Consider the following 26,001-nt stretch of genomic DNA (forward strand, 5'->3'; position numbering starts at 1 on the left):
GGCGTGACTTCCGGTCGGCTGACGCCTTATTCAACGGCCGACGGCAGCGGGATTGCCTTGACGATGCGTGCACGGTGCTGGCCTGATCGTGCACGGACGCGCGTACCTTCCCCTCGTGGCGCGGAGTTGCCGCTACGGGAGGAGTGGGGGGCAGGTGGTCGGGAGCGGGGGGCATGTGCCGTCCCCGACACGCTAGGGCGCTTCGTACGCGGCGCGTAATCCCGCAGTTTAGGGATTGCAAAATGACGCGGAGGGTGAGGCCCTGGGGAGGGGTATCTGGCTGGAACGCGTCCCACAGAGGTGAGTTGAGCACGGTGGCGGGTTGGCCGGAACGGCGAACCGGCTGGAACGGTGAGTCACTCAGGGGCGGTCCGGAAGACCCGGCATCCCGCCTTGGCGACGCCCTGGGCGACGTTCAGCTCCTCGCAGGTCGGCCGAGGTGGCTTCCAGCGACCTCCCCTCCCTGGGGGAACCCGACGTATGCCCGGAATGCGATCTTCGTACGCATGTGCGAACCTGGTGGCATTCATCCTCCGAGGCCCCCCTGAAGGAGGCATTCGTCGTGGGCAAGAAGCAGACCCGGCAGAACCGCGGCGCCCGCACCGGTGGCCACGAACGCAGTGCGACGGCGGAGACGAAGGAGCCGACCAGGTCGCCCGCACCGCAGGACGTGACGCGTCCGGCCCCGCAGGAGGTTTCCCACAAGCAGCCACGGAAGTTCGGGCACAACTGACCGATCGTGGGAGGGAGTGGGCCGAGGGCTGCCCCGCCGACGCGAGTTGACGGGGCGGCCGGTCGTGCGTCTAGGCTCACCCCGCCAGTAGACGATCATGTGGGGGGCCTGTCGTGGTGGACGACAACAAGAAGGCAGTGCGGGGCTTCTTCGAGGCGGTCAGCGACCGTCGGATGGAGGACCTGCCCCGGTTCATGGCGCACGACGTCGTGGACCACAACAAGATCATCCACGGTGAGGCCGACGAGCCGGGTGCCGCGTTCGAGGGGCTGCGCCAGCAGCTCGCCGCGTTCGACCCACTCACCGTCCGCGTCGACGAACTGATCGGGGAGGGGGACCGGGTGGTCGCCCGGGTCACCCAGCGCGGTGTCCACGGCGGCACCCACCCCCGGATGCCCGAGCCGACCGGCCGGAGCTTCGACGTCGAGGCCATCTGGATCTTCACGCTGGTCGAGGGCAGGATCGCGGAGATCCGGGCGGTCAGCGACCGCCTCGGCCTCTTCCTTCAGCTCGGCTGGGACTGGCCGCAGGTCTAGGGCGCCCGCGGGGCCGCCGGGCTGACGAGCCAGGCTGACGAGCCGGTGTTCGTATTGCCCGGCTCCTCGCGGCTACGCCTTGCGCCGCAGGCGTGCCGAGAGGTGATGCTGGAGCGGCTGGCCGACCGCCGCGAGGTCGTGGACGAAGGTGAGCGTGTCGTCGTCGTCGGTGAGGGTGTACCGGCGGCGGGTGGCGTCGACCTCCTTGGCGGTGGGGGTGAGGGCCACCTGGTGGGTGGAGAGGTCGACCGTGTTCTCGCCCGCGTAACCGACCGCGATCTCCGCGATGCCGGTCGGCTGGGTGATCAGCGCCTCCACTCGGCCGTCGGGCTGTAGCCGCCACCAGCCGCTCTCCCGGGCGGAGGGGCGCAGCGGGGTGTCCTCGGCGCCGAGCAGCCAGGCCCGCGCCTCGTAACGCAGGAAGGGGCGGCCGTCGTGGCTGAAGGTGACCTCCTGCGCGTAGCTGAAGTCCCCGCTGATCGTCGGATACCCGCCCTGACCCCGGCCGTGCCAGGTCCCGAGGAGGCCGAGCACCGGCGCGAGCAACTCGTGCGGCGCGGGCACGTCGTCGCTCCGCAGGCTGTCGGGATACGGGTTGTCCAGTACGGGGTCGAACACGGTGTGCGCTCCTCGGGTCGGGATCGGCGGGCGGGCCGGTACCGGTGCAGCCTAGGTGCTCCGTCGGCAGCGCGGTGTGGGGCTGTGGGCCGTCCGTGGTTCGCCGCACCGCTACCGGACTTCGGCGGTACGCGTCGCGGTGACGGCCACCGTCGTATAGCGCATGGTGAATCCGTCGCCCACCGTGTCGATGGCCGCCCCGATGCCCTCCAGGATCTCGGCCAGCTTGTCCGGCGGGAGGCGGGTGAGGGCGCCGTGGGTGGGGACTTGGTCCAGCCATGCGTCGCGGGTGTAGAACCACTCCCAGTCGTGGCGCCACTCCTCCGGCTCGCTGAACCTACCCGTCCCGCGTATTCCGTCGACGGCCTTGACGAGCAACGTTTGCTGCCCGTCCAGGGGTTGTTTCGTCAGCGCGTCCAGGTTGAAAGGAGAGTCCGGCAACACCCGCCGGTACACCGCGGCGAAGGCTTCCGCCACTTCGGGCGGGAGCTGGAATACGTTCCAGAACGCCGCCAGTCGCCCGCCGGGCCGCAGCACTTCGGCGGCCTTCGCCGCCCCCGCGACCGGGTCCACCCAGTGCCAGGCCTGTCCGGCGACGACCGTGTCGAATTTCCGGCCGTCCGGATCCCATGCCTCGAACGTCGCCACCTCGACCTCGACCCCGAGTCGGCGTGCCACCTCGGCCATGCGCGCGTCGGGCTCGACCCCGAGCACCTCGCAGCCCGCCGCCCGGAACTGCCGGGCGACGATACCGGTGCCGCAGCCGACGTCCAGGACGCGGGCGCCCCGGGTGGCGAGCCGGTCGAGGAGGGCGTCCGGATAGCGGGGCCGCGCCCGGTCGTAACGCTCGGCATCGGAGCCGAACGACTCGGCGGCATCGCGCAGTTGATGGGCCTCGGGCCCGGGGGAACGCCGTCGCTCCGGCGGTAAAGTGGGCATGCGCCCACTATGGTGGGCACGTGCCCACTCGTCAACGGGCGGGCTCTGAGGAAGCGAGGGATGGGGATATGCCGACAGGCGTGGCCATGCGTGACGCGCGCCGGCAGCTGTTCGAGGCCGCCGAGCGCGTTCTGCTCCGGGGCGGCCCGAACGCGCTGACCAGCAGAGCGGTCACCGAGGAGGCGGGCTGCGCCAAGGGTGTGCTGCACCGCCACTTCGCCGATTTCGACGCGTTCCTCGTCGAGCTCGTACGGGACCGGGTCGGCCGGATCGGCCGCCAGTGCGACGCTCTGTGTGCGGCCGCCGGGACCGGCGCGGTCGCGGATCATCTCGCCGGTGCACTGACGGAGGTGTTCGGTTCGGTCGCGGTGGCGATCGTCGGGCTCGTCACCTTCCGGGACGAACTGCGGGCCCGGCTGCGCCGGTCCACGCCGGAGGGCGTCCCCGTACTGGCCGAGGCCACGTCCATGCTCGCCTCCTACCTCACCGCGGAACGAGCCCTGGGCCGCATCGCGCCGGACGCCGACGTCGACACGCTTGCGCTCACGCTGATCGGGACCGGGCACCTGCTATTCGCGGGGCGCCAAGGCGCCCCTCCCGAGCCGGAGGAGGTCCGCAAGGTGGTGACCTCGGTGATCGCCGCGGCCGTACCGACGTCGTCTCCCGCTTCTTCGCCCCGGCCAGAGGGATCCCGGAAGACCCGGTAACGGGCAGTGCCCACACGGTACTTGCCCCCTACCGGTCGACCCGTCTCAGGAACGCGTCGAGGGATTTTGCCAGCCCTGCCCGTGCGGAGTCCGGTCAGCCCACCCCGCCCCTATCCGGCCCCACCGGCGTCAGCACCCCGAGCCGGTCCTCGATCGCCTGGGCCGCGTCCAGGCACAGGTCCTCGCGGAACGCGCGGCCGATGATCTGCACCCCGCAGGGGAGGCCGTCGGTCAGGCCGGTCGGTACGGCCACCGCCGGTATGCCGACGAAGCTCGTCGCTGTGCACAGGCGCATCGCCGAGGCGACCCGGTCGCGGCCCGCCCGGTCGCGCGACTCCAGGCCCGGCTCGACCGGCGGCTCGGTGAACGACGGGCCGAGCACGAGCGGGTACTCGGTGAGGAACTCCGCCCATGAGCGGCGGATGTTCATCCAGGTGCCCATCAGGCGCATGACCTCGGCCGGGTCGGTGACCGGCGGGGTGCGCTCCATCGCCATCTGGATGTAGCGGTCGCCGCCCGGGCCCAGGAGCGTGCGTACCATCGGCCAGTTCGGGGCGAACTCGGTCGCGGTGATCCGGCCGTACGCTTCGAGGGCCTCGTCCAGCCTCGGTACGTCCGGCACCTCGCGCACCTCGTATCCGGCGTCTCGGAGCGCGTCGGCGGCGGTCTGGACGGATGCCGCGACGGTCGGGTGGACGCCGTGGCCGCCCGGGTCCGCCACCACGGCCACCTTCACCTTCCCCGGCAGCGGTTCGCCGTACACGGGCACCGCGACCGCCCGCGGGTCGCGCGGATCGGTCCCGGCCAGGACCTCGTACGCCAGGCGCAGATCGGCCACGGTCCGGGCCAGCGGGCCGTCGGTGACCAGCATCTGGGAGGCCGGGCCCGGGTCGTCCGGCCCGAGGACGCGGTGGTCGGCGGGGAAGCGTCCGGTGGTCGGCTTCAGCCCGGCCACCCCGCAGAACTGGGCCGGGACCCGGATCGACCCGCCGGAGTCGTTGCCGAGGCCGAGCGCCGCCATGCCCGTGGCGACGGCCACCGCGTCGCCTCCGCTGGTGCCGCCGGGCGTGCGGCCGTGGTCCCACGGATTGAGAGTGTCGCCGAACAGCTCACTGCGGGTGTGCATCCCGGCCAGGACCAAGGTGGGCATGTTGCTGTGCCCGATCGGGATGGCACCGGCGGCACGCAGCCGGGCCACCGGCGGCGCGTCGGCCGCCGCGACCAGATCGCGGAAGCGCTTCACACCGAACGTCGTCGGCACGCCCGCGATCGGCGTGGTCTCCTTCACCGTGAACGGCACGCCCGCGAGCGGCCCCAGCACGTCCCCCGCGGCCCGCCTGCGGTCCGTCCGCTCCGCGGCCTCGCGGGCGCGCTCCGCCAGGAGCTGGGTGACCGCGTTCACCCGCGGGTTGACGGCGGCGATGCGCTCCAGATGGCTTTCGACCAGCTCGGCCGCCGACACCTCGCCACCGTGTACCGCTGCCGCCTGTGCCGTCGCCGGCCTCTGCCACCACGTGTCCTGCATGCTGCGCACTCTCCCCACGGTCGTTCCGATGCGGTTGCATCGGAACAATAGCCCGAGTACCGATGCGAGCGCATCGAATAAGGTGGGCGAAGCGCCACAGCCGCGGCGGGCGGCGGGCACGGCGGACGGAGGCGGGCGGGCATGCCCAGGCAGGTGGACCACGAAGGTCGACGCCAGGTGATCGCCGAGGCCGTGTGCCGACTCGCGGACGAACGCGGCCTGGAGGGCGTGACCCTGCGCGATGTCGCCGCCCGGGCGCAGGTGTCGATGGGCGCGGTGCAGCGCTGCTTCCACACCAAGGAAGAGATGCTGGTGTTCGCGCTGGGGGCCGTCGCGGAGCGGGTCGCCGAGCGCGTACGGGCCCGCCTCGTGCGAAGCCCGGCCCAGTCGGCGGCGTCCGCTCTGGGCCACGCGGCCACCGAGGTCTCACTTCTGCGGGAGGAACACCGGGCCGAGGCCAGGGTGTGGCTCGCCTTCGTCGCCCAGGCGGCGGTCAGCGAGGCGCTCGCCGGCACACTGAAGGCCAACTACGCGGCCCTGCACGAGGCGTTCGCCGATCTGATCGCGGAGGCCGACGAGAGCGGCGCGTATGTGGTGCCCCTCGACGCGCACCACGAGGCCCGCGCCCTCCTCGCCCTGGCCGACGGCCTCACCGCACACGTCCTCATCGGCCACCTCACCGCGCGCCAGGCCCAGGACGTCCTCCACACCCACCTGGCCCGGCTGTGGGAGCGGCCCACGCGGGACGCCCGCTCAGACTGAACCCGCGGGTGTGTTGCGGGCGGTGCACAGCATGTCGAGCGGACCCGGTCCCAGCGTGCCGCGCACCTGCACCTGGAGGGTGGCCTCGGGGTCGGGTGTCAGGTCCCAGCGGGCGCAGACCGTGGCCAGGGCGAGGGTCATCTCGGTGAGGGCGAACTGGTCGCCGATGCACTTGCGGTTGCCGCCCCCGAAGGGCACGTGCGCGCCCCGGGGCAGGGCGTCGGCCCCGTCGGCGGCCCAGCGGTCGGGGTCGAAACGCTCCGGGTCGGGGAACAGATCGGGCTGGTGGTGCAGCAGATAGGCGCTGTAGAGGAGGGCGGTGCCCTTGGGCAGGGGGTGTCCGGCGAGGGTGGTGTCGGTCGTGGTGACTCGGGTGAAGAACCAGCCCGCGGGGTACATCCGCATCACCTCGTGGATGATGCGCTGGGTGTAGGACAGACCCTCCAGGTCGGCGGGGGTGGCGGTGCGCCCGGCCAGCGTCGCGTCCACTTCGGCGTGCAGCTGCTCCCGTACCTTCGGATGCTGGCTGATCAACCAGATCGCGAAGGCGAGGGTGTTGGCGGTGGTCTCGAAACCGGCGCCGATCATCACCATCAGCTGGTCGCGGATGTCCTCGTCGGACATGGGCTCGCCCGTGTCGTCGTCGTGGGCGGTCAGCAGCATCGACACCAGGTCGTCCTCGCCGGGCGCGGCCCGCCGGGCGGCGATGATGTCGTCGATCGCGCGGTGCAGGCGCGTACAGGCGCGGCGGTAGCGCACGTTGCCCCGGGTGGGCAGCCGGTAGAGCGGCCCCAGCGGCAGCATCACGCGCTGGTAGATCCCGTCGATGACCGTGTGCAGACTCTCCAGCACCTCGGCCACCGCCGAGTCCTCCGCCTCCGCGGCCAGCACGCTGCGGGTGACGATGCGCAGGGTCAGGGTGGTGAGCGCGGCGGTGACGTCGAGCCGTTGGCCGGGCTTCCAGGAGGTGGTCATACGGTCCACCTCCTCGCCCATCACCACCGCGTACCCGTCGATGCGGCCGGGCTGGAAGGCGGGCTGCATCTGGCGGCGCTGCCAGCGGTGTTCGCGCCACCCGGCCATGGGCAGACTGCTTCCGAACAGCACCCGTGCCTTGTCGAAGAACGGGCCGCCCTTGTCGAAGGTCCGCGAGTCGGTGAGCATCTGGTGCGCCGCGTCCGGGCGGCAGACGACATAGGCTGGCCAGGGCCCCATCCCGATCCGTACGAGGTCCCCGTGGGCCGGCAGCGAGGACAGGAACTCCAGCGGGCGGGCGTGGAGTTGCCAGGCGTGGCCGAGCAGGGGCAGCCTGCCGGGAGCCGCACCGGCGCGCGCCCGTGAGGGGGTGGTGGTCACAGCAGGACACCTCCAGGAAGGACATGCCGGGCCCGGTGCGCGGCAGGCCGTCGGCTTCCGACTATCCTCCCCCCGTCCACGTACGGGAACCCGGCGCGAAGCAGCCCGCGAGGGCGCGGTGCGCACGGGCAACAGCCCCCGGGCGGCGGGCATGGAGGCGCAGGTGGCGGGCCCGGGAGCGGGCACCCGTACGCCCTGGCAGGTGCACCTCACCGGTTCTCTATCCTCCCGGTATGAAAAATCGTCTGCGTATACCGCGGCTGCTTGGCGCCGCGCTGATCGGGGCGGTCCTGCCGGCTCTGCTCGGTGCGCCCGCCACGGCGGCCGCACCGACGCCCCCGAACACCACGAAGTCGGCCGGGCAGCAGTGGGAGCTGCTCTCGCTCGCCACCGGCAAGTACGTCTCGGTGGAGTCGTCGAACACCGATGAGCTGCACGCCCGGGCGGACAGCCCCGGCATCTCCGAGCAGTTCACCCTGCACACCGACAACGTGGCCAAGGGGGCGACCGTCTCCCTGCGGTCGCAGGCCAACGGCGCCTATGTGGCGGCGGAGTTCGGCGCCGGAGCCGACGGCCGGTACGGGAAGCTGCGCGCCCGCACCGACGGGCCGCCCGGCGGCTGGGAGAAACTGGAGCTCGTGCCGCAGCCGCAGTCCGGCGCGGACGTCTACGCCCTGCGCTACCACGACGGTACGCAGGAGCGCTATGTGTCCGCCGACGCGAGCGCGACCGGCGACGGGCTGCTCCAGGCCCGCGCCACGGCGGTGAACTCCTGGGAGCGCTTCCGCCTGGTGGCCGTGGCCGCTCCGGCCGACCCGCCCCCGCCGCCGGCCGCGTCCGCGCGCGCCGTCAAGGCGATGACCTGGAACGTGTGCGCCGACAACAACAAGGACTGCGGTTTCTACCACACGGCGGCGGGCCCGCTGGCGGACCAGATCGTGGCACGTGCGAAGGCCGCCGGGAGCCCCGACGTGATCCTGCTCGAGGAGTTCTGCGAGAAGTTCGCCAAGCCCGTGGAGCTGGCGCTGGAGACGCAGCTCGGCGGCGGCTGGGACGTACGGTTCGCGCCGGTCCAGTACCAGGTGCCCGGAACGGGTATCAAGGCGCGGAAGAACTGCCGGCCCGACGCGTCGGGAGCGGACCGGGGAGCGTACGGCGTGGCGCTGGCCGTGCCCGAGGAGAACACCTGGTACCGGGCGTACGAGCTGCCGTCCCCGCCCGGTTTCGAGCAGCGCACCGCGCTGTGCGCCACGGTGGCGTCCTGGGCCGCGGAGGTGTGCGCCGCGCACTTCAGCACGGGCGGCGAGGGCTACGACGACCCCGACCGCGTCTACCAGCCGCAGCAGGCGGACGCCCTGCGCCAGGCGGCGTCCCTGCCCGGCTACCGGCCGCTGCTCGGCGGCGATCTGAACGCCGCGCCCTCGACGGGTGTGCTGGGCACGCTGTACTCCGCGTACGAGGAGTGCGACGCGCACTCGGCGACGCCGAACCGGCCGACGGCGGGCGTCAGCAAGATCGACTACCTGTTCGGCGGGGGCACCTGGAGCGGCTGCGGCGTCGCGGCGGACACCGGCTCCTCCGACCACCGGGCGGTGTGGGGGACGCTCACCCTGTAGTCGGTATGTCCCCTCAGCCGCGGCTTGCGGTTGCCGTAGCGTCAACTCCTACTGTCCTCGGTGTGGCCGGAGAGACCGGCCCGGCGATGGGAGGCAAGGCGATGGCCTGGTCGATTTCGGACGTGGCCCGGATGTCCGGGGTGACGTCCCGGACGTTGCGGCACTACGACGAGATCGGTCTGCTGCCGCCTGCCTGGATCGGCGGCAACGGGCACCGCCACTACGAAGAGGACGATCTGCTGCGGCTCCAACAGATCCTGCTGATGCGGGAGTTGGGCCTCGGACTGCGCGAGATCCAGGCGGTCCTGGACAGCCAGATCGACCAGGTGGCGGTGCTCCGCGAGCACCACCGACGGCTGCTCGCGGAGCGGAACCGGCTGGACACGCTGGCCCGCACGGTCGGCCGCACCATCGCCGAACTGGAGGAAGGCGAGGACGACACCACCATGGCGAAGATCAACAGGCCGGAGAACCTGTTCGAGGGCTTCGAGCCCACCACCGCCGAGACCGAGGCCGAGGTGCGGGAGAGGTGGCCGCAGGCCTGGGAGGAGTCCCGGGAGGCCGTCGAGACGATGACGGCCGACGACACCGAGCGGTGGCAGCGCGAGGTGACGGCACAGATGATCCGCTTCGCGGAGTTCATGGTGGCCGGCACACCGGTCGGCCATCTGGAGGTGCAGGCCGAAGTGGACGTCCACTACCAGGGCGTCTGCCGCTTCTGGACCCCGAACGCGGCCGCGTACAAGGGACTGGCCCAGACCTACGTCGACGACCCGCGGTTCCGGGCGAACTTCGACAAGATCGCCGACGGGCTCGCGGTCTACCAGCGCGACGCGATGGTCTTCTACGCCGACGCGCGGCTGGACTGACCGGCGCCCGGCACGCCCAGGTGCTTCGCGTGGCGGGTGGACCGGGCACACGCCCGGCCCGCCCGCCGCGGCGGCCCTCTAGCGCTGCGGCTCCAGGCCCCAGATGTGCTTCGGGGTGATGACCTGCGTGATGGCCGTGCCGAGGACGGTGCTCGGCTCCTGGCCCTTGTAGAGGATGTCCGTGTTGAGCAGGGCGACCAGCGTCGCCTTCTGCTCGGGCAGGTAGACGGTGAGGCTCTCGTACCCGGGCAGTGAACCGTTGTGGCCGGTCCATCCGTTGACGTTGACGATGCCCAGCCCGTAGCCCGCGCCGGGGGTGCCGGTGGGGAGCACCTTGAGACGCTCCGCCTGGGTGGCGGGCGAGAGCAGGGTGCCGGTGGCGAGATCCTTGGCCCAGTGCTTGAGGTCATGCAGGTCGGAGATCATCGCCCCCGCCGACCAGGCCCAGCTCGGGTTCCAGTGAGTGCTGTCCACGACCTTGCCGGAGAGCGTCTGGTTGGTGTAGCCGTGCGCGTGCGGGCGGGGGAACTCGGCTGCCTGGGGGAAGAGCGTGTCGTCGAGGCGGCTGGGCCGCAGGACCCGGTGCTCGATGACGTCCCGCACGCTCCGGCCGGTGACCTTCTCGATCACCAGGCCGAGCAGGATGTAGTTGCTGTTCGAGTACTGGAACTTGGCGCCCGGCGCGAACACATTGGGGTGCTTGAACCCGTAGGCCAGCAGCTGCTTCGGTGTGAAGACGCGCTGGGGGTTGCTGAGGAAGTCGTGGATGAAGTCGTTGTCCGCGCTGTACGGGAACAGGCCGCTGCGCATGTCGAGCAGGTCGCGCAGCCGGATGTGGTGTCCGTTCGGGACGCCCTTGACGTACTTGGAGATCGGGTCGTCCAGCCGGACCCGGCCGTCGTCGACGAGTTCGAGGACCGCCGTGGCGGTGAACGTCTTGGTCTCGCTGCCGATGCGGATCCGCATGTCGTCGGTCATCGGCGCGCCGGTGCGCTTGTCGGCGACGCCGAACGCACGGACGTAGCTGCCCTTGCCGGGGAGCCACACGCCGACCTGGACACCCGGGATGCCCGCCTTCTTCATGGCGTCCCGCACCGCCCTGTCGAGCTTGGCCCGCAGCTCGGGGCTCAGCTCGTTGCGGGGGTACAGATGGTCCTCGCCCCCCTGGGCCGAGGTGCCGCCGGGTGGCGCGGCCTGAGCGGGGGCGATCGTCGCCGGGAGCAGTCCCACGGCGGTGAGCGTCGCCGCGGCGAGTCCGAGGGCCGCCTTCGACCGGCGGGACAGGGAGGGTCTTCTCATGGTCGGGCCTCTCTCATCTTCCGTTCGTCTGCCGAGCAGATCGTCTGCGATGAGAGGCTCGCGGCCGTGTCGGTCGGGCGGGTGAGACGGGTGAAACCACGGTGATCCACCCGATCGGCCCTCGTACGCGCGGGTGGGCACCGCCGGAGCGGCGGTGCCCACGGGGGAGTCAGGCGTGCGGGAGGGGGAAGTAGTTGAGGTCCTCCTCCGCCAGGGGGTGGGTGCGCCAGCCGAGCGAGACCGGCACGTCCTGGATGCGCCTGCGGCCCAGGAACGGGAAGGCCGCGGGAAAGTTGGGGACGAGGCCGGGGATCAGGACGCGCAGGACGCGGAATCCGGTCTTGGCGACGTCCTGGGTGGTGATGTCGACGTAGACGATCTCGTAGCCGCGCTGTTCGACGGTCTTCTGGTACGTGCCCAGGGAGCGGTCGGCGAGGCGCGGCAGCGAGTCCATGGTGCGGCTGGTGGGGGTGTCGACCCAGGGGCGTACGATCTCGGCCGCACGCGGGTCGAGGAAGAGCTGCTCCTGGCAGAGCAGGTCGTTGACGTCGTGGAAGTCCTTGGCGTAGTCGTCGAGGTAGGCGCGGTCCGCGCGCCAGGGCTTCACCCGTGCGCTCGTCCAGCCCGCCGCGACCGCCTCCCGGAACAACCCCTGGGGGTCGTCGAAGTCCCGGGAGCCGTCCTGCAGGGTGAGCCCCTCGCCCCACGCCTTGCGGGCGGCCTCCACCGGGTCGGGGCGGGCCCCGAAGCCGATGGAGAACAGCTTCTCCACCTCGTTCTCGACCACTCCGGCCATGACCGGCACGTCGAACTCGTTGTCCAGGTGGATGAGCCAGCCCCGCTGGCCGAGCTCGGTGGGGCGCCCGGCCCAGAGCGCGGCGAGCTCGGGGGTGGGCTCGACCTTGGGCAGCGGATGCCGGTTCATCCACCAGATCATGGTGGCGTCCCGCTCGATGATCTCCTCGATGCCGGAGACCAGCGCGTGCTCCAGGTTGCGACCCGCGGCAAGCCCCGGGTAGTAGAGGAAGTTGGTGGGCGGCACCTCGGCGTACTGGTCCATGTACCAGTTGACGTACACCAGGCTGGCCGGAACCCACATCGGCCGGTCCCGGGTGAGGGAGTGGCCGCGCACCCAGTGGGTGGTGCGGTCGTGGGTGAAGCGGACGAACGGAAAGCCGGGGCTGTCGTAGAGCCGGTCCGAGTAGAGCACCAGGCGCTCCGGGTCGAGGGCGCGCTCGCCGGACCGCCGCATTTCGCGGTACGAGGCTTCGCGCACCTCCACGGAGTCGGTGACGCAGTTTCCGCAGTACCGCTCGACCGCCTCGCCGATCGCGGCGCCGCGTGCGGCCCGGAAGTCGCGGAAGGAGGTGCCGCCGCAGACCACGTTGCTGGACCAGGTGTACAGCCGGCGCATGTCGGCGACGTTGGTCTGCACGGTGACCAACTGGTCCGGGATCGAGGGGTGGTGGTCGAAGACCTGGTGGGTGGCGATGAGGCCGGTGCGGTCGTCCAGCAGATACCGCTCGCTCAGAGGCGGGCTGTCGTCGTCGATGGGGCGGTCCGGCAGCGGCAGCAGCGGGTGCCGGGAGGTGGTGAGCTCCACCGGATCGAGTTCGATCTCCGCCCACAACGTCAGCGCGGTGACCCCCGCGATCCACCGCTCCACGTCGATGAGCAAGTACGAGAGCATCCACAGCAGTTCCGAGTGGGTGGGGCGGGCGGCCTCGCCGAACACCACGTCGCCGGTGAGCGCGGTGTGCACGTCGGCCCGTTCGGCCACCGTCAGCCGCCGGCCCAGCAGGTCCCGGTAGTCGGGGGTGCGCCCCGGCGCGACGGTGGGTCCGGCCCAGCCGCGGCCCTGGCCGAGGTGGAACGAGGACCAGTTGACCTTGAGCTCGGCGCAGAAGTCGTTGAGGGACTCCAGGTAGTCGAGGGCGAAGCGGTCGCGCAGCGCCAGCACCAGCGGCTCGCCGTCCGCGTACTTCTCCAGCACCTGCGGCAGACCGGCCGTGGTGGTGACCTCGACGGAGGCGAAGTGGGCGGCGGCCGGGCAGAGTTGGGCGATCTCGGTCAGTTCGGCGTCGCCGGTCAGGATCAGCGGGGTGGCGGCCACCCGGTCGGGTTGCGGCTCGGTCCCGTTCGCGAACCGCAGCCACCGCCCCTCGCCGGCGAGCGGGGTTCCGGAGCTGAGGGCGCCGAGCTCGGTCAGCTTCTCCAGCACCTCCCGGTATCCGGCCGGATCCGAGGTGCCCTCGGTGACTTCCTCGGCCGTCCTCGTACCGTCGCAGCGGCCGAGGACCGCCGCGACCTTCTCGGGCGCGGCCTTGATCTCGAAGAGACGGCCCCTGGGGGCGATGGCCAGCGTGTGCCGTTCCGCACCCGGGCCGGGTCGCACGAGCGGCCGTAGTTCGACGTTCACCAGGCGGAGCCCGCCGGTCCGCACGGAAGGACTGACTGTCACGACTTCCTCCAACCTCAAAGGATCCGGGAGCCGCCGAGACAGCGGCCCCCGGAACCGAACGACCTGAAGGGTCAGTCCTTCTTCCACGTGAACACGGGAGCGATCCCGGAGTGGTGGTGCGCCGGGGGGTACATCCGTCGGGCCCGCTGGAACTCGAGCTGCACGATCATGAGGTTCTCCTCTCGGATACGCGGCTCACGTCAGATACGTATGCCGCCGTACGCTGCGAAGCGTCTCCGGCAGGCTATGGCAGCTCACAAAGGCGGCCGTATCCCAAAATCTGGGGATGGCCGGGCTGTTGGGGGCGACGTATACGTGTGCGGGACCTTGCTGGGTCAGAGCCGGAACACGACTCCCCGCCACGTCCATCCCGCGTCCAGGACCGCACCCCGCAGGGGGTTCTTCATCGCCGCGAAGTCGAAGCGGGCGCCCTCCGTGATCTGCGGACGGCCGTCGGTCCCGCGCTCGATCGTCCAGTCGCGGGCGACACCGGTCACCTGCCCGCGCGCGTACTCGCGCGTCTGCGCCTCCCACTGCTCGTCGATCGCCCGCACCTCGTGCTGCTCCGGGACCAGACGCATCCGGGTGCGCACGGTCAGGCCCAGCTCCCGGACCCGGCACACCGCCACCAGGTCGGCACGCTCGGAAGGGGCACCGTTGCGCACGACGAACGGCACGCCCGGCCCGTTGACCGCGAGCAGCGCGGCCCGGACCTCCGCGGCCGAACGCGCCGCGACACCGGTCTCGGGGTACCGGGTGCCGGTGAGTTTGTCGAAGATGCCCATCGGGACAACGTACGGACGCGGGATCGCACGGCACAAGATCTCCGGCGCCCGGGGGACGCGGCAGCGGTCCACGCGGAAGTCCACCCGGACGGGTCATCCTTGCGGTGTTCCCCCGGCAACTCCTGTGCACCGCCGCTACGTTGGCCGCTCCCTTCGGCATCCCGGAGTCGCCATGGAGGCGTCGTGAAAGTCTTCTGGGTCCTCTTCGCCCTCGTGCTCACCGCACTCGCGCTGGGCGGATTCATCAACGCGGTGAAGGACGCCGACAAGGCGAGCCGCATCGGGGACCTCGTCATCAGCGCCCTGCTCGCCCTGGCGGCGCGGGGGAGCTGGAGGCGCGTCGGCACGTGAGGGGCTTCGCCCGCCGAGGAGATCGCGGGGCGCGTCGGCGCACGTATGCCGCCTGGCCCGGCGTCGCACACACCGGCGGCGTCGGGCACCCCATACCCCCTGGGTAGGGTGGTCCCACCAGCACATCGTGAACCGGAACAAGGAGCAGACGTGAGCGAGCCGGCGTCCACCGCCCTGCAGCAGGAGATCGCCAGGGACCTCCAGGTCGCCGAGACCTTCGAGGCCGAGCGGGAGATCGAGCGCCGGGTGGCCTTCCTCGCCGAGCGGCTGACCTCCACCGGGCTGCGCTCCCTCGTGCTCGGCATCAGCGGCGGCGTCGACTCCACCACCACCGGCCGCCTGTGCCAGCTCGCCGTCGAGCGGGCCCGGGCCGCCGGGCACGAGGCGTCCTTCTACGCGATGCGCCTGCCGTACGGCGTCCAGGCCGACGAGCACGACGCCCAGCTCGCGCTCTCCTTCATCCGGGCCGACCACGTGCTCACCGTGGACATCAAGCCCGCCAGCGACGCCGCCCTGGAGGCTTCGCTCGCCGCCGACGTCAGCTTCCGCGACGCCCACCACCAGGACTTCGTGCACGGCAACATCAAGGCGCGCCAGCGCATGATCGCCCAGTACACGGTGGCCGGCGCGCACGACGGCCTGGTCGTCGGCACCGACCACGCCGCCGAGGCGGTGTCCGGGTTCTTCACCAAGTTCGGCGACGGCGCCGCCGACCTGGTGCCGCTGACCGGCCTGACCAAGCGCCGGGTGCGTGCCGTCGCGGACGCCCTGGGCGCACCCGCCGAGCTGGTGTGGAAGACCCCGACGGCCGACCTGGAGACGCTCGCCCCGGGCAAGGCCGACGAGGACGCGCTCGGTGTCACGTACGACGACATCGACGACTTCCTGGAGGGCAAGCCGGTGGACGAGCGGGCCTTCGAGACGATCGTCCGCCGCTACCGCCTCACCGAGCACAAGCGCCAGCTGCCGATCGCGCCGTAGGAGAGCCGCCGCACACCACGAATAGCGCTGTACGAGCGATCCGGCGCCTCTACGGACCCTCCGTCAGCAACCCCGCCAGGTGGTCGGCGAATTCGGTGATCCGGTCCAGCCAGGGGCCGCCGCGGGCGATGCGGAATCCATGGCGGCGGCCCCAGAACGCGGTCTGGACGGCGTGCAACTGGGCCCACCGCCGGGTGCGTTCACGGTCGAGTTCCGCCGCCTCGGCGAAGACGTCGAGGGTGCGGTGGACGGCCTTGCGCAGGTCGTCCGCCGCGAGGAGCGCCCAGGCGCGGGTCTTGAGCAGCGTACCGCCGTCGTAGGCGGGGTCTCCCGCGTACCCCTTGGGGTCGACGGCCAGCCATGGTTCGCGGTCGGCGCGCAGGATGTTGCGGGCGTGGAGGTCGCCGTGGACAAGGGTGTCCGGCTGGGCGCGGCCCAGTTCGCGGACGGTGGCCACCGCGGCCTCCACCACGTGGGGCGACAGCGCGTGCGTCAGTTCCGCGGCGTCCTTGCGCAGCTGCTCCTCCCAGGCGTCGGCCTGCTCCCGCAGCCGGGGCAGCCCGGGCGGCGCGGGGACGGCCAGTCGGCGATTGAGGCGGCCCGCGACCGTCACCACCTCGTCGTTGTCCTGGACCTCCTCCAGGGTCGACGTCCGCGCCCGCTCCAGCAGCATCGCGAACCGGTCGTCGTCGCGTTCGTACAGCAGGGCGGCGCCGCGCCCGCCCCACGTGGCGAACGCGTCGGGCTCGTGGACGTTGCCCGGATGCGGAAACGACACCTTCAGCACGGCGGGACCCTCGGCCGGCCGGCGCACCGGGACGATCACCCCGACGCCCCCGTGCATCACCTCGCCGTTGGGCACACACCCCCAGCGGTCCAGCAGCCCGTCGACGAGGGCGGGCAGCTCGGCGAGCCATACCGCGCCGGGTTCTCCTTCGCGCTCGACGGTGGTACGCGCGAACACCTCCGGTATCACGATCATCTGGGCACGCTACGCGCCCGACGGGCCCCGGGGCCATGGATCCGTCGCCAAGGAGGGGGCAAGTACGCTGATCGCGTGAGCACGCACAAGAGCGTCGGCGTGAGTGTCGACGCGATGATCGAGGACCTCAGGACACTCGTCGAAGTCGAGTCTCCCTCGCGCGATCCGAAGGCCTTGACGGCCTCGGCCGAAACCGTCGCCGCCGTCATCGAGAACCGCCTCGGCGGGAAGGCCGTCCTCGTCGAGAGCGAGGCCGGGCCGCACGTCCACTGGTCGGGCGGTGGCGATCCCCGTGTACTGATCCTCGGTCACCACGACACGGTGTTTCCGCTCGGCACGCTCGCGCGCCGCCCGTTCCGGGTCGAGGACGGGCGGGCCACCGGCCCCGGTGTCTTCGACATGCTGGGCGGTCTGGTGCAGGCCGTCCACGGGCTGGCGGCACTCGACGACCTCTCCGGCGTCGAGATCCTGGTGACCGCCGACGAGGAGGTCGGCTCCGGCTCCTCCCGCGCGCTGATCGAGGAACGGGCCCTCGCCTGCGGCGCCGTACTCGTCTTCGAGGGCGCCGCCGACGGCGGCGGACTCAAGACCGGCCGCAAGGGCTGCGGCACGTTCCGGGTCTCGATCGCGGGCCGCGCGTCGCACGCCGGACTCGAACCCGCGGCGGGGGTCAACGCCCTGGTCGAGGCGGCACACCAAGTGCTGGCCATCGCGGCGCTCGGCCGTCCCGAGATCGGCACGACCGTGACCCCGACCGTCGCGGCCGCGGGCACCCTGGACAACGTCGTTCCCGCCGAGGCGACCGTCGTCGTCGACGTCCGCGTCGAGTCGGCCGAGGAGAAGGAACGTATCGAATCGGCGTTCGCGGCCCTGGCGCCGCACCTGGACGAAGCGCGGATCACGGTCGAGGGTGCCGTGGGCCGTCCCCCGATGCCCGAGTCGGCGTCGGCCGAACTCTTCGCGGTGGCACGGAAGTTGCGCCCGGGCATCGAGGGCGTGGCAGTCGGCGGTGGCAGCGACGGCAACTTCACGGCCGCGCTGGGGGTGGCGACACTCGACGGCCTGGGAGCGGTCGGGGGCGGTGCCCATGCCGACCACGAGTACGTGGTGGTCGAGGCGATGGCCGAGCGGGCGGACCTCGTCACCGGGCTGGTGAAGGCGATCCGGAGCGCCTGACGGGAGCGCAGGGCGAGGCAGGGGGACGGGGGTCGGAAGTAAAGGGAAGGTCAACATCCGCTTATGATGTGGGCGACCTTGTCTTACTTGTCTGACTTTCTTGAGAAACCGGGGGAACCACATGAAGTTGACCCGCATGTCGACTCTTGTCGTATCCGCTGCCATCGCGCCGGCCGTCCTGCTCGCCTCCCCGGCGTCCGCCGCCGACACCGCCAGGGCTCACACCGTCTCGGGTGCGGGGGCGAAGGTCTCTGCCCTGACCCCTGAACAGCAGGAGGACAGCGACCGGTCCGAGATCCTCCGGCTGATGGCGGCCAAGGACGCGGGCCCCGGTCTCAAGGCGGCCGGGCGCAAGGCGATCGAGGCAGGGGCGGCGGCGATGCGGCACTTCCTTGAGGTCGGCCAGTTCGCCGCCCGTGACGAGGACAACGAGGTGCTGATCTCAAGGATCATCAGCGCGGGCGGTCCGCGGGTGCGGGAAGCGGGCAAGAAGGCGCTCAAGGGCACTCCGCAGGACCGTGTGAGGTTCCTGGAGAAGGGCCAGTTCCTCGCCCGCTTCGAGGACGACCGGGTGCGCACCGCGCAGATCATCAGCACCGGCGGGCCGTCGGTCCGTGAGGCCGGGCGCAAGGCTCTCGACGAGGACACTCCCGAGTCGATCAAGCAGTTCCTCGAAGTGGAGCAGTTCACGGCCCGCGCCATCGACAACCGTGCCCTGGTCAGCAAGATCATCAACGACGGCGGCCCGGCGGTGAAGGCGGCCGGGAAGAAGGCGCTCCAGGGTACGCCCGAGGACGTCCAGGCCTTCCTCGACAAGGGTCAGTTCGAGGCGCGCAAGAAGGACGAGGCCGACGCCGCGGCGCAGAACAACAAGCCGACCCCGAAGCCGAAGCCGGATACGGGCAAGCCCGGCGACGACAAGGTCGGCAAGCCGTCCCCGGCCGCCGAGGACAAGACGGACGCCGCCGAGCCCGACGCGGCGAAGACGCCGCAGCACAAGACCGCGGCCGACGACGGCAGCACCGGACTCGCCTCCACCGGCGCCGGTTCCGCACTGCCCTGGGCCGCGGGCGGCACCGTGCTCGCACTCGCCGGAGGCGCGGGCCTGCTGATCGCGTCCCGGCGCCGCCGGTCGGCCGAGGGATAGCGGCACCCGTACTCCTCGGCGGCCGCCGTCCAGTTGGTCCACACCGAACCGGGGTGGACCAACCGCCTCTTCGGCGGCCGGGGCGCCTACTTCGAGGATCCGGAAGGCCACAATATGGAGATCATGACCCGTCCCTCCATCCGGCCGTAGTCGATGCCGCGACGAACAGGAGCCTCATCCGTGGACAGTACGAGGATCGACGCGGGGCTGGTGCGATCCCTCCTGCACGCCCAGCATCCGGACCTCGCCGGGCTCGGCCTGCGTCCGGTGGAGGGCGGCTGGGACAACCAACTGTGGCGGCTCGGCGACGAGTTGGCCGTACGTATGCCGCGCACGGAACGCGCGCCCGAGCTCCTGCGCAAGGAGCACCGCTGGCTGCCCGTGCTGGCTCCGGGCCTTCCGCTCCCGGTCCCGACACCGCTGCGGACAGGGGAGCCGTCCGCGCTGTTCCCGGCGGTGTGGACCGTCGCGAAGTGGGTTCCCGGCGAGCCGGCCGACCGCGTTCCGGTCACCGAGGGCCACCGTGCGGCCGACACCCTGGCGGGCTTCTTGCGAGCACTCCACAAGGACGCGCCCGCCGGAGCTCCGGCCAACCCGGCGCGCGGCGTCCCCCTCGCACGGTTCACGGACGATGCCGAGAAGGGACTCCAAGCCCTCGCCTCCCGCGTGCCCGCCGGCGTCCGGGACATCTGGGAGGACGCGGTCTCGGCTCCCGGCTGGACCCGGCCGCCGGTGTGGCTCCACGGTGACCTGCATCCCGCGAACGTCGTCGTCTCCGACGGCACGCTCACCGGCGTGCTCGACTTCGGTGAGCTCTGCGCCGGTGACCCGGCGGCGGACCTCGCGGCCGCGTGGCTGCTTCTTCCGGCAGGCTCGGCTTCGCGGTTCTTCGAGGCGTACGCCGACGCGGACGCGGCCACGATCCGACGCGCGCGCGGATGGGCCGTGCTGCGAGGCCTGGGCCTCATCGCCATCGGGCAGGCCTGGGAGCGCGGGCTTCCCGGCGGCAAGCAGAGCTGGGGACCGGCGGGCCGGGCGGCGCTGGAGCGTGTTCTGGTGGCCACCTGAGAGCCGCCCCGCGCCGAAGGCCCGCGGCCTCACCGAAAGGCCGTTGAGATGCGGCCGTACGTCGGGGAGACTCCGTGGCCATGGAGTTCTTCTGCTACCACCGCGACCGGCCCGACTCCGTCAAGCTGCGCGCCGAACTGCTGGAAGCCCACTGGTCCTACATGGACGGGTACGAGAAGGAGCTGATCGCCCGCGGTCCGACCTTCGCCGCCGACGGTGAGACGCCCAGCGGCAGCGTGCACATCGTCGACCTGCCGGATCCGGCCGCGGCCCGCGCGTTCGCCTTCGACGAGCCCAACTACCAGGCCGGTGCGTACCGGGACGTGCTGATACGGCGGTGGCGCAACCTGCTGGGGCGGACCATGTGGGACTTCCCCGGCGGCCGGACCGGCGGCGACCGCTACCTGGTGCTCGGCCTCGGCGCCGGGGAGCCCGCCGACCTGGTCGGGCCGCCGGACCGGGACGACCTCATCGCGTACGGTCCGCTGCTGTCCGACGACGGGGCCACCTGGGTGGGTACGGCGGCGCTCGTCCGGGCCCCGGACGCGGACGCCGCGCGCGCCGTACTCACCCACGACCGGTATGCCGACATCGAGGTCCACGACTGGCAGTTCGGCGGACGGCGGTAGTCGGCGAGGGACGCGGTATGCCGCCGCTCACAGCCCCCTGGCGCCGTCGATCCGCTCGCGGAGCAGGTCGGCGTGGCCGTTGTGCCGGGCGTACTCCTCGATCATGTGGATGAGCACCCACCGCAGCGACACCGTCCCGCGCCACGCGTCGTCGCCCTGGATGTCGAGGTGGGGAGCCTGCCGGACGAAGTCGTCGGCGTACGCGACCTCGTCCCGCCAGGCCTGCCACGCCTCCGCGATCGCCTCCGGGCCGTCGGACTCGGCTTCGTCGAAGTCGCTGTCGGGGCTGTCGGGGGTGGAGAAGAGGGGCGGGGCGTCCTCCTTGGCCAGCACCCGGCGGAACCACTGGCGTTCCACATGGGCGAGGTGGCGGACCAGGCCGAGCAGGGAGAGCGTCGACGGTTCCACGGACCGCGCCGCCAGCTCCGCGCCCAGGCCCGCACACTTCAACTCCAGGGTGGCGCGCTGATCCGCGAGGAAGCCGAGGAGCATGGGCAGTTCGTCGCCCGTCGCGGGTCCGCTGAACCGCTGGTCGGGTCCGTCTCCGGTGAACAGTTCGGATCTTCTGGTTGAGGTAGTCACGCCGATCATCATCACCCATGGCGTGCGGCGGCGGTCGCGAAGCCCCCGCCCCCTCCGGCGCGGTCTGTTGTCCTCCGCCCGCACTACTAGGGTCTGTTGACGCTCACACCGTGTCAGGCGCTGAACTCGGAGACGTCATGTTCACCATCGGAGACTTCGCCCGGCACGGTCGCGTCTCGGTCCGGATGCTCGTCACTACGACGCGACCGGTCTGCTGCGGCCCGCCCATGTCGTCGTCCTCAAGACCGTCCCGGCGATCCGGGTGACGGAGCTGACCGGGGCGCCGCGAGCTTCGGACCGCAGGGGATCGGCCCGGTCATCGGGCCGCTCTACCAGGAGTTGTTCCGACGCCTCGGCGAGGCGGGTGTCACGCCCACGGGCCCGGGGAGGTCAACCTGGAGAGCCCGCAGGACCGCGACGCGTGGGTGACCGAGCTGCGGGCGCCGATCGCCGAACGCTGACTCCCGGCGAGGGCCGTATCACGGTACGAGCACCAGCCTGCCCCGGATCCCTCCCTCGGCCAGCAGGCGATGCGCTTCGCCCGCCCGGTGGAGGGGAAGGGCGTCGGCGACGCGTGGGGTGAGCCGGCCCGTGTCGGCCAGTGCGGCGAGGTGGGCGAGGGCGGGGCCGTCGGCCGCGATCCACTCCTCGGCCACGGTGATGCCGCGCAGCGGGGTGGGCGCGGCGCCGCCGACCACGGAGACGAACGCGCCCCGGTTGCGCACCGCCCCCAGCGCCGTGATCCCGGCCACGGCGGCATCCAGCGCGCCGTCCACACCGCCGGGCACCAACTCCCGTACCGCCGCGGCGAGACCGGCGGAGCGAGGGACGAACCACTCGGCCCCGGCGGCTCGTACGAAGGCTTCGTCGGCGGGGCCGGCGCACGCCACCACCCGTATCCCGCGCAGGGCCGCCAGCTCCACGGCGAAGCCGCCCACCGCACCCGCCGCGCCCGTGACCAGCAGGGTCGCGCCCGGAGCCAGACCGAGCAGGTCCAGGGACTGGAGCGCGGTGAGACCGTTCAGCGGCAGGGTGGCCGCCTCCACCGGCGACAGACGGGCGGGGGCGTGCGCCACCGCCGCGGCGTCCAGCACGAGGTACTCGGCGTATGCGCCCAGGGGGACGTCGAGCCTGTCCCGCAGCCCGATGACCCGGTCTCCCGGGGCGAACACGGTCACTCCCGGGCCGACTTCGTCGATCCGCCCGGCGACGTCCCAACCTATGCCGATGCTGGTGCCGATGACGTCGCGGGGCGGCATCAGACCCGCCGCGATGAGATCCCCGGAACGGGTCGCCGCGTCGACCGGGTTCACCGCCGCCGCCTCGACACGTATACGTACCTGCCCGGTTCCGGCGACCGGCACCGGCACGTCCACCAGCTCCAGCGCATCCGGTCCGCCCACCGCTCGCACCACGATCGCGCGCATGTGCAACTCCCCACGTATGTCCGCCGCGTTGACACCAACGACCCTATGGAGAGCTACTCTCCATGGGGAAGAGGGCACTTCAAGGTGCCTATGGCACGGCAAGGAGAGCGGGAGAGTCATGACGAAGCGAGCCGACGCACAGGCCGCCTACGACGCCTACCTCGCCGAGTGCCCCGCACGGCACTTGCTCGACCGCATCAGCAACAAGTGGGTCAGCCTGATCGTCAACGCGCTCGCCGACGGCCCCCAGCGCTACACCCACCTGTCCCACAAGCTCGCCAGCGTCAGCCAGAAGATGCTCACCCAGAGCCTGCGCGCCCTCGAACGCGACGGACTGGTGACCCGCACCGTGACGCCGACGGTGCCCGTCCGGGTCGACTACGCCCTCACCCCCCTCGGCGAGAGCCTGATCCCGGTGATGCAGGCGATCAAGGCGTGGGCGGAGCAGAACATGGACGAGGTGCTGGCGGCCAGGTCCAGTTACGACGCGACGGCCTGACCCTTGTCGTGCCCCGGGGCGGCCGGGGCCGGGCGGTAGCGGGCGAGGAACATGTCCACGCCGCCGGTGATGAGCCGCTGGGTGAGGTCGGGGTCGGGTGCGGCGCCGGCCGAGCCGTACGCGATGTGCGGCATCAGGACCAGGCCGGAGAGCTGGATGGCCGCCAACTGGATGTCGTCGATGGCGAGTTCGCTGCGCTCGACGAGTGAGGTGAGCGCGGCGCGGACGATCAGGTGGAAGCGTTCGGGGCCCTGCTCCTGCCAGGTGCGGCCCAGGTCGGGCAGTTGCGGCATGGAGCCCATGACGGCGTTGTGGAGCGCGAGCACCTCGGGGGTGGCGTGCCCGGCCACCCAGGCCTCGCAGATCGCGACGAGGTCGGCGCGTACGTCGGTCGAGGAGCCGAGGCGTTCCTCGATCAGTCGGGTCGACTCCGCGAGCGCGGCGTCGAGGACGTCGCCGACGATCGCCGTGAAGAGCGCTTCCTTGCTGCCGAAGTGGTTGTAGACGGTGACCTTCGCGACGCCCGCTTCGGCGGCGATGGTGTCCATGCCCACGCCGTAGCCGTCCCGCAGGAACGCCTCGGTGGCGGCCCGCACGATCGCCCTGCGCTTGGCCGCGGCCCGGTCGCCCGAGGGGATCCGCTTGGGGGCTCCTTCGCTTGCGCGCACTGTCGCCGTCTCTCTCTGTCGCTGGGAATCGCAGTCTAGCCAGTACTGAACCGGCCTGGTCAGTTCAGTTCAACTGAACCGTTGAGTACATGTGAACTGTACTGTATGGTTCAGTTCATCGAGAGGGGGGCGGGCTTGCCACTGTCGTTCCCGTCGTTCCCGTCCACCGTCCTTGCCGTGCAGAGGAGTTCGCCGCCATGACCACCACCGCCTGGGTCGCAGGCTTCCGTTCCGCCGTGCTCAGCCCGTACGAGACCATCCAGCTCAAGCCGCCCCGTGGCTTCCGCGACCAGACGCTGCGTCAGATCCTGCACCTCGACGGCGGCGGCGAGGCCGTACGGGTCCGGTTCAGCAACGAGTACGGCAAGGAGCCGCTGGTCATAGCCGCCGCTCGGCTCGCGGTCCGGGCCGAGAGCGGCGGCGACGCCGAAACCGCCCTCCTCCCCGGAACCGACAGGCCGCTGCGCTTCGGCGGTGCGGACGAGGTGACCGTCCCGGTGGGCGAGGTGGTCCAGAGCGACCCGGTCGACCTGGCGGTGGCCGCCGGCACCGACCTCGTGCTGAGCCTGTACCTGCCCGAGGACACCGGGTTGGCGACGTTCGCGCACACCGCGTCGCAGAACGCCTACGCGGTCTCCGGCAACCACGTCTCGGCGCCCGTGCTGGACGGTGCCGAGGAAGTGGACAGTCGCTTCTACGTCACCGGTGTCGACGTGCTGGCCCCCGAAGGCACCGCGATCGCCGTCGCGTTCGGCGACTCGTGGTTCGAGGGCACGGGCACGTCGACGGGCACCAACCGGCGCTTCCCCAACCAGCTCAACCGCCGGATCGGCCGGGGCTGGGTGGTCAACCAGGGAATCGGCGGCAACCGGCTGCTGACCGACGAGGTCGGCCTCCACGGCCTGGCCCGCTTCGACCGCGACGTCCTGACCGTGCCCGGCGCCACCCATGTGCTCTTCCACTTCGGCCTCAACGACCTCGGGCTGCCGGGCATGACCGGCGAACCGCCCGCCACCGCCGAGGACCTGATCGCGGGCTACACCGCGCTCGCCGCGAAGGCCCGTTCCGCGGGGCTGACCACCATCGGCACGACCATGGGCCCCTACGCGGGCACGATCTACCCCGGGGTCGACAGCCTCGAAGGCCGGGCGATCCGCCGCGAGGTGAACGACTGGATCCGCGCGTCGACCGTCTTCGACGCGGTTGTCGACGTCGCGGCGGCGGTCCAGGACCCGGACGCACCCGACTTCATCCGCCCCGATCTCGACAGCGGAGACCACCTCCACCTGAACGACGAGGGCACCCGCACGATGGCCGGCGCGGTCGACCTCACCTGGCTGCGCCTGTGACGGCGTACGCCGAACTCATCCGTTCGGAGCCGCACGCGGGGCGTCGCGGCCGACCGGGGCCAGCAGCGGCAGTGTGTGGGTGACCGTCAGCAGTCGGTGCACGGCGCTGCTCACGGCGTGCACGCGGAGCGTCTTGCCGTCGCGGAGCGCGCGTTGACGGATGCGCAGCAGGATGTTGAGGCCGGAGCAGTCGCAGAAGTCGACCTTGCTCAGATCGAGGTCGATGCCCCGGTGCGACCGGTCGAGAGCCGCACGCAGCGTGCTGTGCAGCAGGTGGTCCGCGTCGATGTCGACCTCGCCGGTGACCACGACCAGCTGACGGTCGCCCGCCGGGCGGACCTCGATCTCAAGGTGCGGCAGCGGCCGACCGCTCGGCGAGAAGGCCGGTGCCGCGTAGGTGGTGCCCCCGCGGACCAGCTGTGCGGGTATGACGTGCTCTGGCATGGCATTGGCTCCCCAGGCATCCGCCGGTGCCCTGCTTGGCTTCCTTAAGGTTCCGCCTCCCATCCTGATGCGTCAAGAGATACATGAAAAGTATTTCGTCTATTTGTATGCGTGAATGCTGCGTCCTACGCTGTGGGGATGGGTGCTGTACCTGAACCGCATGCGGGCTGGACGTTCTTGACCAACCACGCCCGCGTGCTGGCCTCGATCGCCGACGACCCCTCCGTCCGCATACGCGACATCGCCGCGCACTGCCGGCTCACCGAGCGCGCCGTCCAGAGAATCATCGCCGATCTGGAGGAATCCGGATTTCTCTCGCACACCCGGCAGGGACGTTCCAACATCTATCGCATAGAACCGGGCACCCCGCTGCGGCACCCCGCAGAGGCCGGACTGACCGTGGCGACCCTGCTGGCGGTCCTGGCCCAGCACGACGAACAGCGCGGACAGCGGCCTCAGCACCGGTGACCGCGCCCCTCCCGGACGATTACG

The 26,001-nt window shown here is 71.5% G+C and carries 26 protein-coding genes and 3 pseudogenes; 17 read left to right on the plus strand and 12 right to left on the minus strand.

Annotation, left to right across the window (positions count from 1 at the left end; all coding sequences use genetic code 11):
* Nucleotides 1–562: 562 nt before the first annotated feature.
* Together BX283_RS40880 and BX283_RS35405 are read left to right on the plus strand one after the other, a co-directional pair.
* Nucleotides 563–733: a hypothetical protein gene (locus tag BX283_RS40880; protein WP_180357348.1), complete on the plus strand. Its 171-nt coding sequence runs from the start codon at nucleotides 563–565 to the stop codon at nucleotides 731–733.
* Between the two features lie 113 nt (nucleotides 734–846).
* Nucleotides 847–1,269, plus strand: a complete 423-nt coding sequence (locus BX283_RS35405) for an ester cyclase (protein WP_257584085.1) — start codon at nucleotides 847–849, stop codon at nucleotides 1,267–1,269.
* A gap of 72 nt (nucleotides 1,270–1,341) precedes the next feature.
* On the opposite strand, the gene BX283_RS35410 is transcribed toward BX283_RS35405, so the two are convergent.
* Nucleotides 1,342–1,887: an FABP family protein gene (locus BX283_RS35410; protein ID WP_101391481.1), complete on the minus strand. Its 546-nt coding sequence runs from the start codon at nucleotides 1,885–1,887 to the stop codon at nucleotides 1,342–1,344.
* Nucleotides 1,888–1,998: 111 nt separating this feature from the next.
* Nucleotides 1,999–2,826 carry a bifunctional 2-polyprenyl-6-hydroxyphenol methylase/3-demethylubiquinol 3-O-methyltransferase UbiG gene (locus BX283_RS35415; protein WP_101391482.1) on the minus strand — a complete coding sequence of 276 codons (828 nt, stop codon included), beginning with the start codon at nucleotides 2,824–2,826 and terminating at the stop codon, nucleotides 1,999–2,001.
* A gap of 68 nt (nucleotides 2,827–2,894) precedes the next feature.
* Here BX283_RS35415 and BX283_RS35420 point away from each other — a divergent pair.
* Nucleotides 2,895–3,503 (plus strand): annotated as a pseudogene (locus tag BX283_RS35420) (TetR/AcrR family transcriptional regulator); the annotation flags it as partial.
* A gap of 124 nt (nucleotides 3,504–3,627) precedes the next feature.
* On the opposite strand, the gene BX283_RS35430 reads toward BX283_RS35420, so the two are convergent.
* Nucleotides 3,628–5,058 carry an amidase gene (locus BX283_RS35430; protein ID WP_101391484.1) on the minus strand — a complete coding sequence of 477 codons (1,431 nt, stop codon included), beginning with the start codon at nucleotides 5,056–5,058 and terminating at the stop codon, nucleotides 3,628–3,630.
* Nucleotides 5,059–5,199: 141 nt separating this feature from the next.
* Here BX283_RS35430 and BX283_RS35435 point away from each other — a divergent pair, with 141 nt between their 5' ends.
* Nucleotides 5,200–5,820, plus strand: a complete 621-nt coding sequence (locus BX283_RS35435) for a TetR/AcrR family transcriptional regulator (RefSeq protein WP_101391485.1) — start codon at nucleotides 5,200–5,202, stop codon at nucleotides 5,818–5,820.
* On the opposite strand, the gene BX283_RS35440 is transcribed toward BX283_RS35435, so the two are convergent.
* On the minus strand, nucleotides 5,812–7,176 hold the full coding sequence (locus BX283_RS35440; protein ID WP_180357349.1) for a cytochrome P450: 1,365 nt from the start codon (nucleotides 7,174–7,176) through the stop codon (nucleotides 5,812–5,814). The genes BX283_RS35435 and BX283_RS35440 overlap by 9 nt on opposite strands.
* Before the next feature lie 233 nt (nucleotides 7,177–7,409).
* Between BX283_RS35440 and BX283_RS35445 the strand changes: the two genes are divergently transcribed.
* Nucleotides 7,410–8,792, plus strand: coding sequence for an endonuclease/exonuclease/phosphatase family protein (locus tag BX283_RS35445; protein WP_101391487.1), 1,383 nt, complete (start codon nucleotides 7,410–7,412; stop codon nucleotides 8,790–8,792).
* Nucleotides 8,793–8,893: 101 nt separating this feature from the next.
* Nucleotides 8,894–9,661, plus strand: coding sequence for a MerR family transcriptional regulator (locus BX283_RS35450; RefSeq protein ID WP_101392781.1), 768 nt, complete (start codon nucleotides 8,894–8,896; stop codon nucleotides 9,659–9,661).
* Nucleotides 9,662–9,739: 78 nt separating this feature from the next.
* Here BX283_RS35450 and BX283_RS35455 read toward each other — a convergent pair whose 3' ends face one another.
* The 3 genes from BX283_RS35455 to BX283_RS35465 form a co-directional block, all read right to left on the minus strand.
* Nucleotides 9,740–10,960: a serine hydrolase gene (locus BX283_RS35455; RefSeq protein ID WP_101391488.1), complete on the minus strand. Its 1,221-nt coding sequence runs from the start codon at nucleotides 10,958–10,960 to the stop codon at nucleotides 9,740–9,742.
* 169 nt (nucleotides 10,961–11,129) lie between these two features.
* A complete protein-coding gene (locus BX283_RS35460) occupies nucleotides 11,130–13,421 on the minus strand; it encodes a YcaO-like family protein (protein ID WP_143676545.1) in 2,292 nt (763 codons plus the stop codon).
* 335 nt (nucleotides 13,422–13,756) lie between these two features.
* The gene (locus BX283_RS35465) at nucleotides 13,757–14,206 is read right to left on the minus strand and encodes a hypothetical protein (protein ID WP_101392782.1); all 450 of its coding nucleotides are present in this window, start codon (nucleotides 14,204–14,206) and stop codon (nucleotides 13,757–13,759) included.
* Nucleotides 14,207–14,389: 183 nt separating this feature from the next.
* Between BX283_RS35465 and BX283_RS40885 the strand changes: the two genes are divergently transcribed.
* Together BX283_RS40885 and nadE are read left to right on the plus strand one after the other, a co-directional pair.
* A complete protein-coding gene (locus BX283_RS40885; RefSeq protein WP_180357350.1) occupies nucleotides 14,390–14,557 on the plus strand; it encodes a hypothetical protein in 168 nt (55 codons plus the stop codon).
* A gap of 150 nt (nucleotides 14,558–14,707) precedes the next feature.
* Nucleotides 14,708–15,538, plus strand: coding sequence for an ammonia-dependent NAD(+) synthetase (nadE, locus tag BX283_RS35470; protein ID WP_101391490.1), 831 nt, complete (start codon nucleotides 14,708–14,710; stop codon nucleotides 15,536–15,538).
* Between the two features lie 49 nt (nucleotides 15,539–15,587).
* Here the strand turns inward: nadE and BX283_RS35475 are convergent, their stop codons facing one another.
* Nucleotides 15,588–16,520: an aminoglycoside phosphotransferase family protein gene (locus BX283_RS35475; RefSeq protein WP_101391491.1), complete on the minus strand. Its 933-nt coding sequence runs from the start codon at nucleotides 16,518–16,520 to the stop codon at nucleotides 15,588–15,590.
* A 114-nt stretch (nucleotides 16,521–16,634) separates the two neighbouring features.
* Here BX283_RS35475 and BX283_RS35480 point away from each other — a divergent pair, with 114 nt between their 5' ends.
* From BX283_RS35480 to BX283_RS35500, 5 genes and pseudogenes are all read left to right on the plus strand, one after another.
* Entirely contained in the window at nucleotides 16,635–17,696 is a 1,062-nt protein-coding gene (locus BX283_RS35480) for a M20 family metallopeptidase (protein ID WP_101392783.1), read from the plus strand.
* 136 nt (nucleotides 17,697–17,832) lie between these two features.
* The gene (locus BX283_RS35485; RefSeq protein ID WP_180357351.1) at nucleotides 17,833–18,843 is read left to right on the plus strand and encodes an ALF repeat-containing protein; all 1,011 of its coding nucleotides are present in this window, start codon (nucleotides 17,833–17,835) and stop codon (nucleotides 18,841–18,843) included.
* 39 nt (nucleotides 18,844–18,882) lie between these two features.
* A pseudogene (locus BX283_RS41845) lies at nucleotides 18,883–18,993 on the plus strand (VOC family protein); the annotation flags it as partial.
* 30 nt (nucleotides 18,994–19,023) lie between these two features.
* Complete coding sequence (locus BX283_RS35495; RefSeq protein WP_257584091.1) at nucleotides 19,024–19,911, plus strand: aminoglycoside phosphotransferase family protein; 888 nt, start codon at nucleotides 19,024–19,026, stop codon at nucleotides 19,909–19,911.
* 80 nt (nucleotides 19,912–19,991) lie between these two features.
* Entirely contained in the window at nucleotides 19,992–20,540 is a 549-nt protein-coding gene (locus tag BX283_RS35500; protein ID WP_101391494.1) for a YciI family protein, read from the plus strand.
* A gap of 27 nt (nucleotides 20,541–20,567) precedes the next feature.
* On the opposite strand, the gene BX283_RS35505 is transcribed toward BX283_RS35500, so the two are convergent.
* On the minus strand, nucleotides 20,568–21,131 hold the full coding sequence (locus tag BX283_RS35505) for a DinB family protein (protein WP_101391495.1): 564 nt from the start codon (nucleotides 21,129–21,131) through the stop codon (nucleotides 20,568–20,570).
* A gap of 128 nt (nucleotides 21,132–21,259) precedes the next feature.
* Between BX283_RS35505 and BX283_RS41850 the strand changes: the two are divergent.
* Nucleotides 21,260–21,509: pseudogene (locus BX283_RS41850) on the plus strand (hypothetical protein); the annotation flags it as partial.
* 92 nt (nucleotides 21,510–21,601) lie between these two features.
* Here the strand turns inward: BX283_RS41850 and BX283_RS35515 are convergent.
* Nucleotides 21,602–22,549, minus strand: a complete 948-nt coding sequence (locus BX283_RS35515) for an NADP-dependent oxidoreductase (RefSeq protein WP_101391496.1) — start codon at nucleotides 22,547–22,549, stop codon at nucleotides 21,602–21,604.
* Nucleotides 22,550–22,667: 118 nt separating this feature from the next.
* Here BX283_RS35515 and BX283_RS35520 point away from each other — a divergent pair, with 118 nt between their 5' ends.
* Entirely contained in the window at nucleotides 22,668–23,048 is a 381-nt protein-coding gene (locus tag BX283_RS35520; RefSeq protein ID WP_101391497.1) for a helix-turn-helix domain-containing protein, read from the plus strand.
* Here BX283_RS35520 and BX283_RS35525 read toward each other — a convergent pair.
* A complete protein-coding gene (locus BX283_RS35525) occupies nucleotides 23,030–23,716 on the minus strand; it encodes a TetR/AcrR family transcriptional regulator (RefSeq protein ID WP_101391498.1) in 687 nt (228 codons plus the stop codon). The genes BX283_RS35520 and BX283_RS35525 overlap by 19 nt on opposite strands.
* 197 nt (nucleotides 23,717–23,913) lie before the next feature.
* Between BX283_RS35525 and BX283_RS35530 the strand changes: the two genes are divergently transcribed.
* A complete protein-coding gene (locus BX283_RS35530) occupies nucleotides 23,914–25,065 on the plus strand; it encodes a GDSL-type esterase/lipase family protein (RefSeq protein ID WP_101391499.1) in 1,152 nt (383 codons plus the stop codon).
* Between the two features lie 15 nt (nucleotides 25,066–25,080).
* Here BX283_RS35530 and BX283_RS35535 read toward each other — a convergent pair whose 3' ends face one another.
* The gene (locus tag BX283_RS35535) at nucleotides 25,081–25,509 is read right to left on the minus strand and encodes an STAS domain-containing protein (protein ID WP_180357352.1); all 429 of its coding nucleotides are present in this window, start codon (nucleotides 25,507–25,509) and stop codon (nucleotides 25,081–25,083) included.
* A 138-nt stretch (nucleotides 25,510–25,647) separates the two neighbouring features.
* Between BX283_RS35535 and BX283_RS35540 the strand changes: the two genes are divergently transcribed.
* Nucleotides 25,648–25,977 carry a helix-turn-helix domain-containing protein gene (locus BX283_RS35540; RefSeq protein WP_101391501.1) on the plus strand — a complete coding sequence of 110 codons (330 nt, stop codon included), beginning with the start codon at nucleotides 25,648–25,650 and terminating at the stop codon, nucleotides 25,975–25,977.
* Nucleotides 25,978–26,001: the final 24 nt, after the last annotated feature.

The sequence above is a fragment of the Streptomyces sp. TLI_146 genome, assembly GCF_002846415.1.
Taxonomy (GTDB): domain Bacteria; phylum Actinomycetota; class Actinomycetes; order Streptomycetales; family Streptomycetaceae; genus Streptomyces.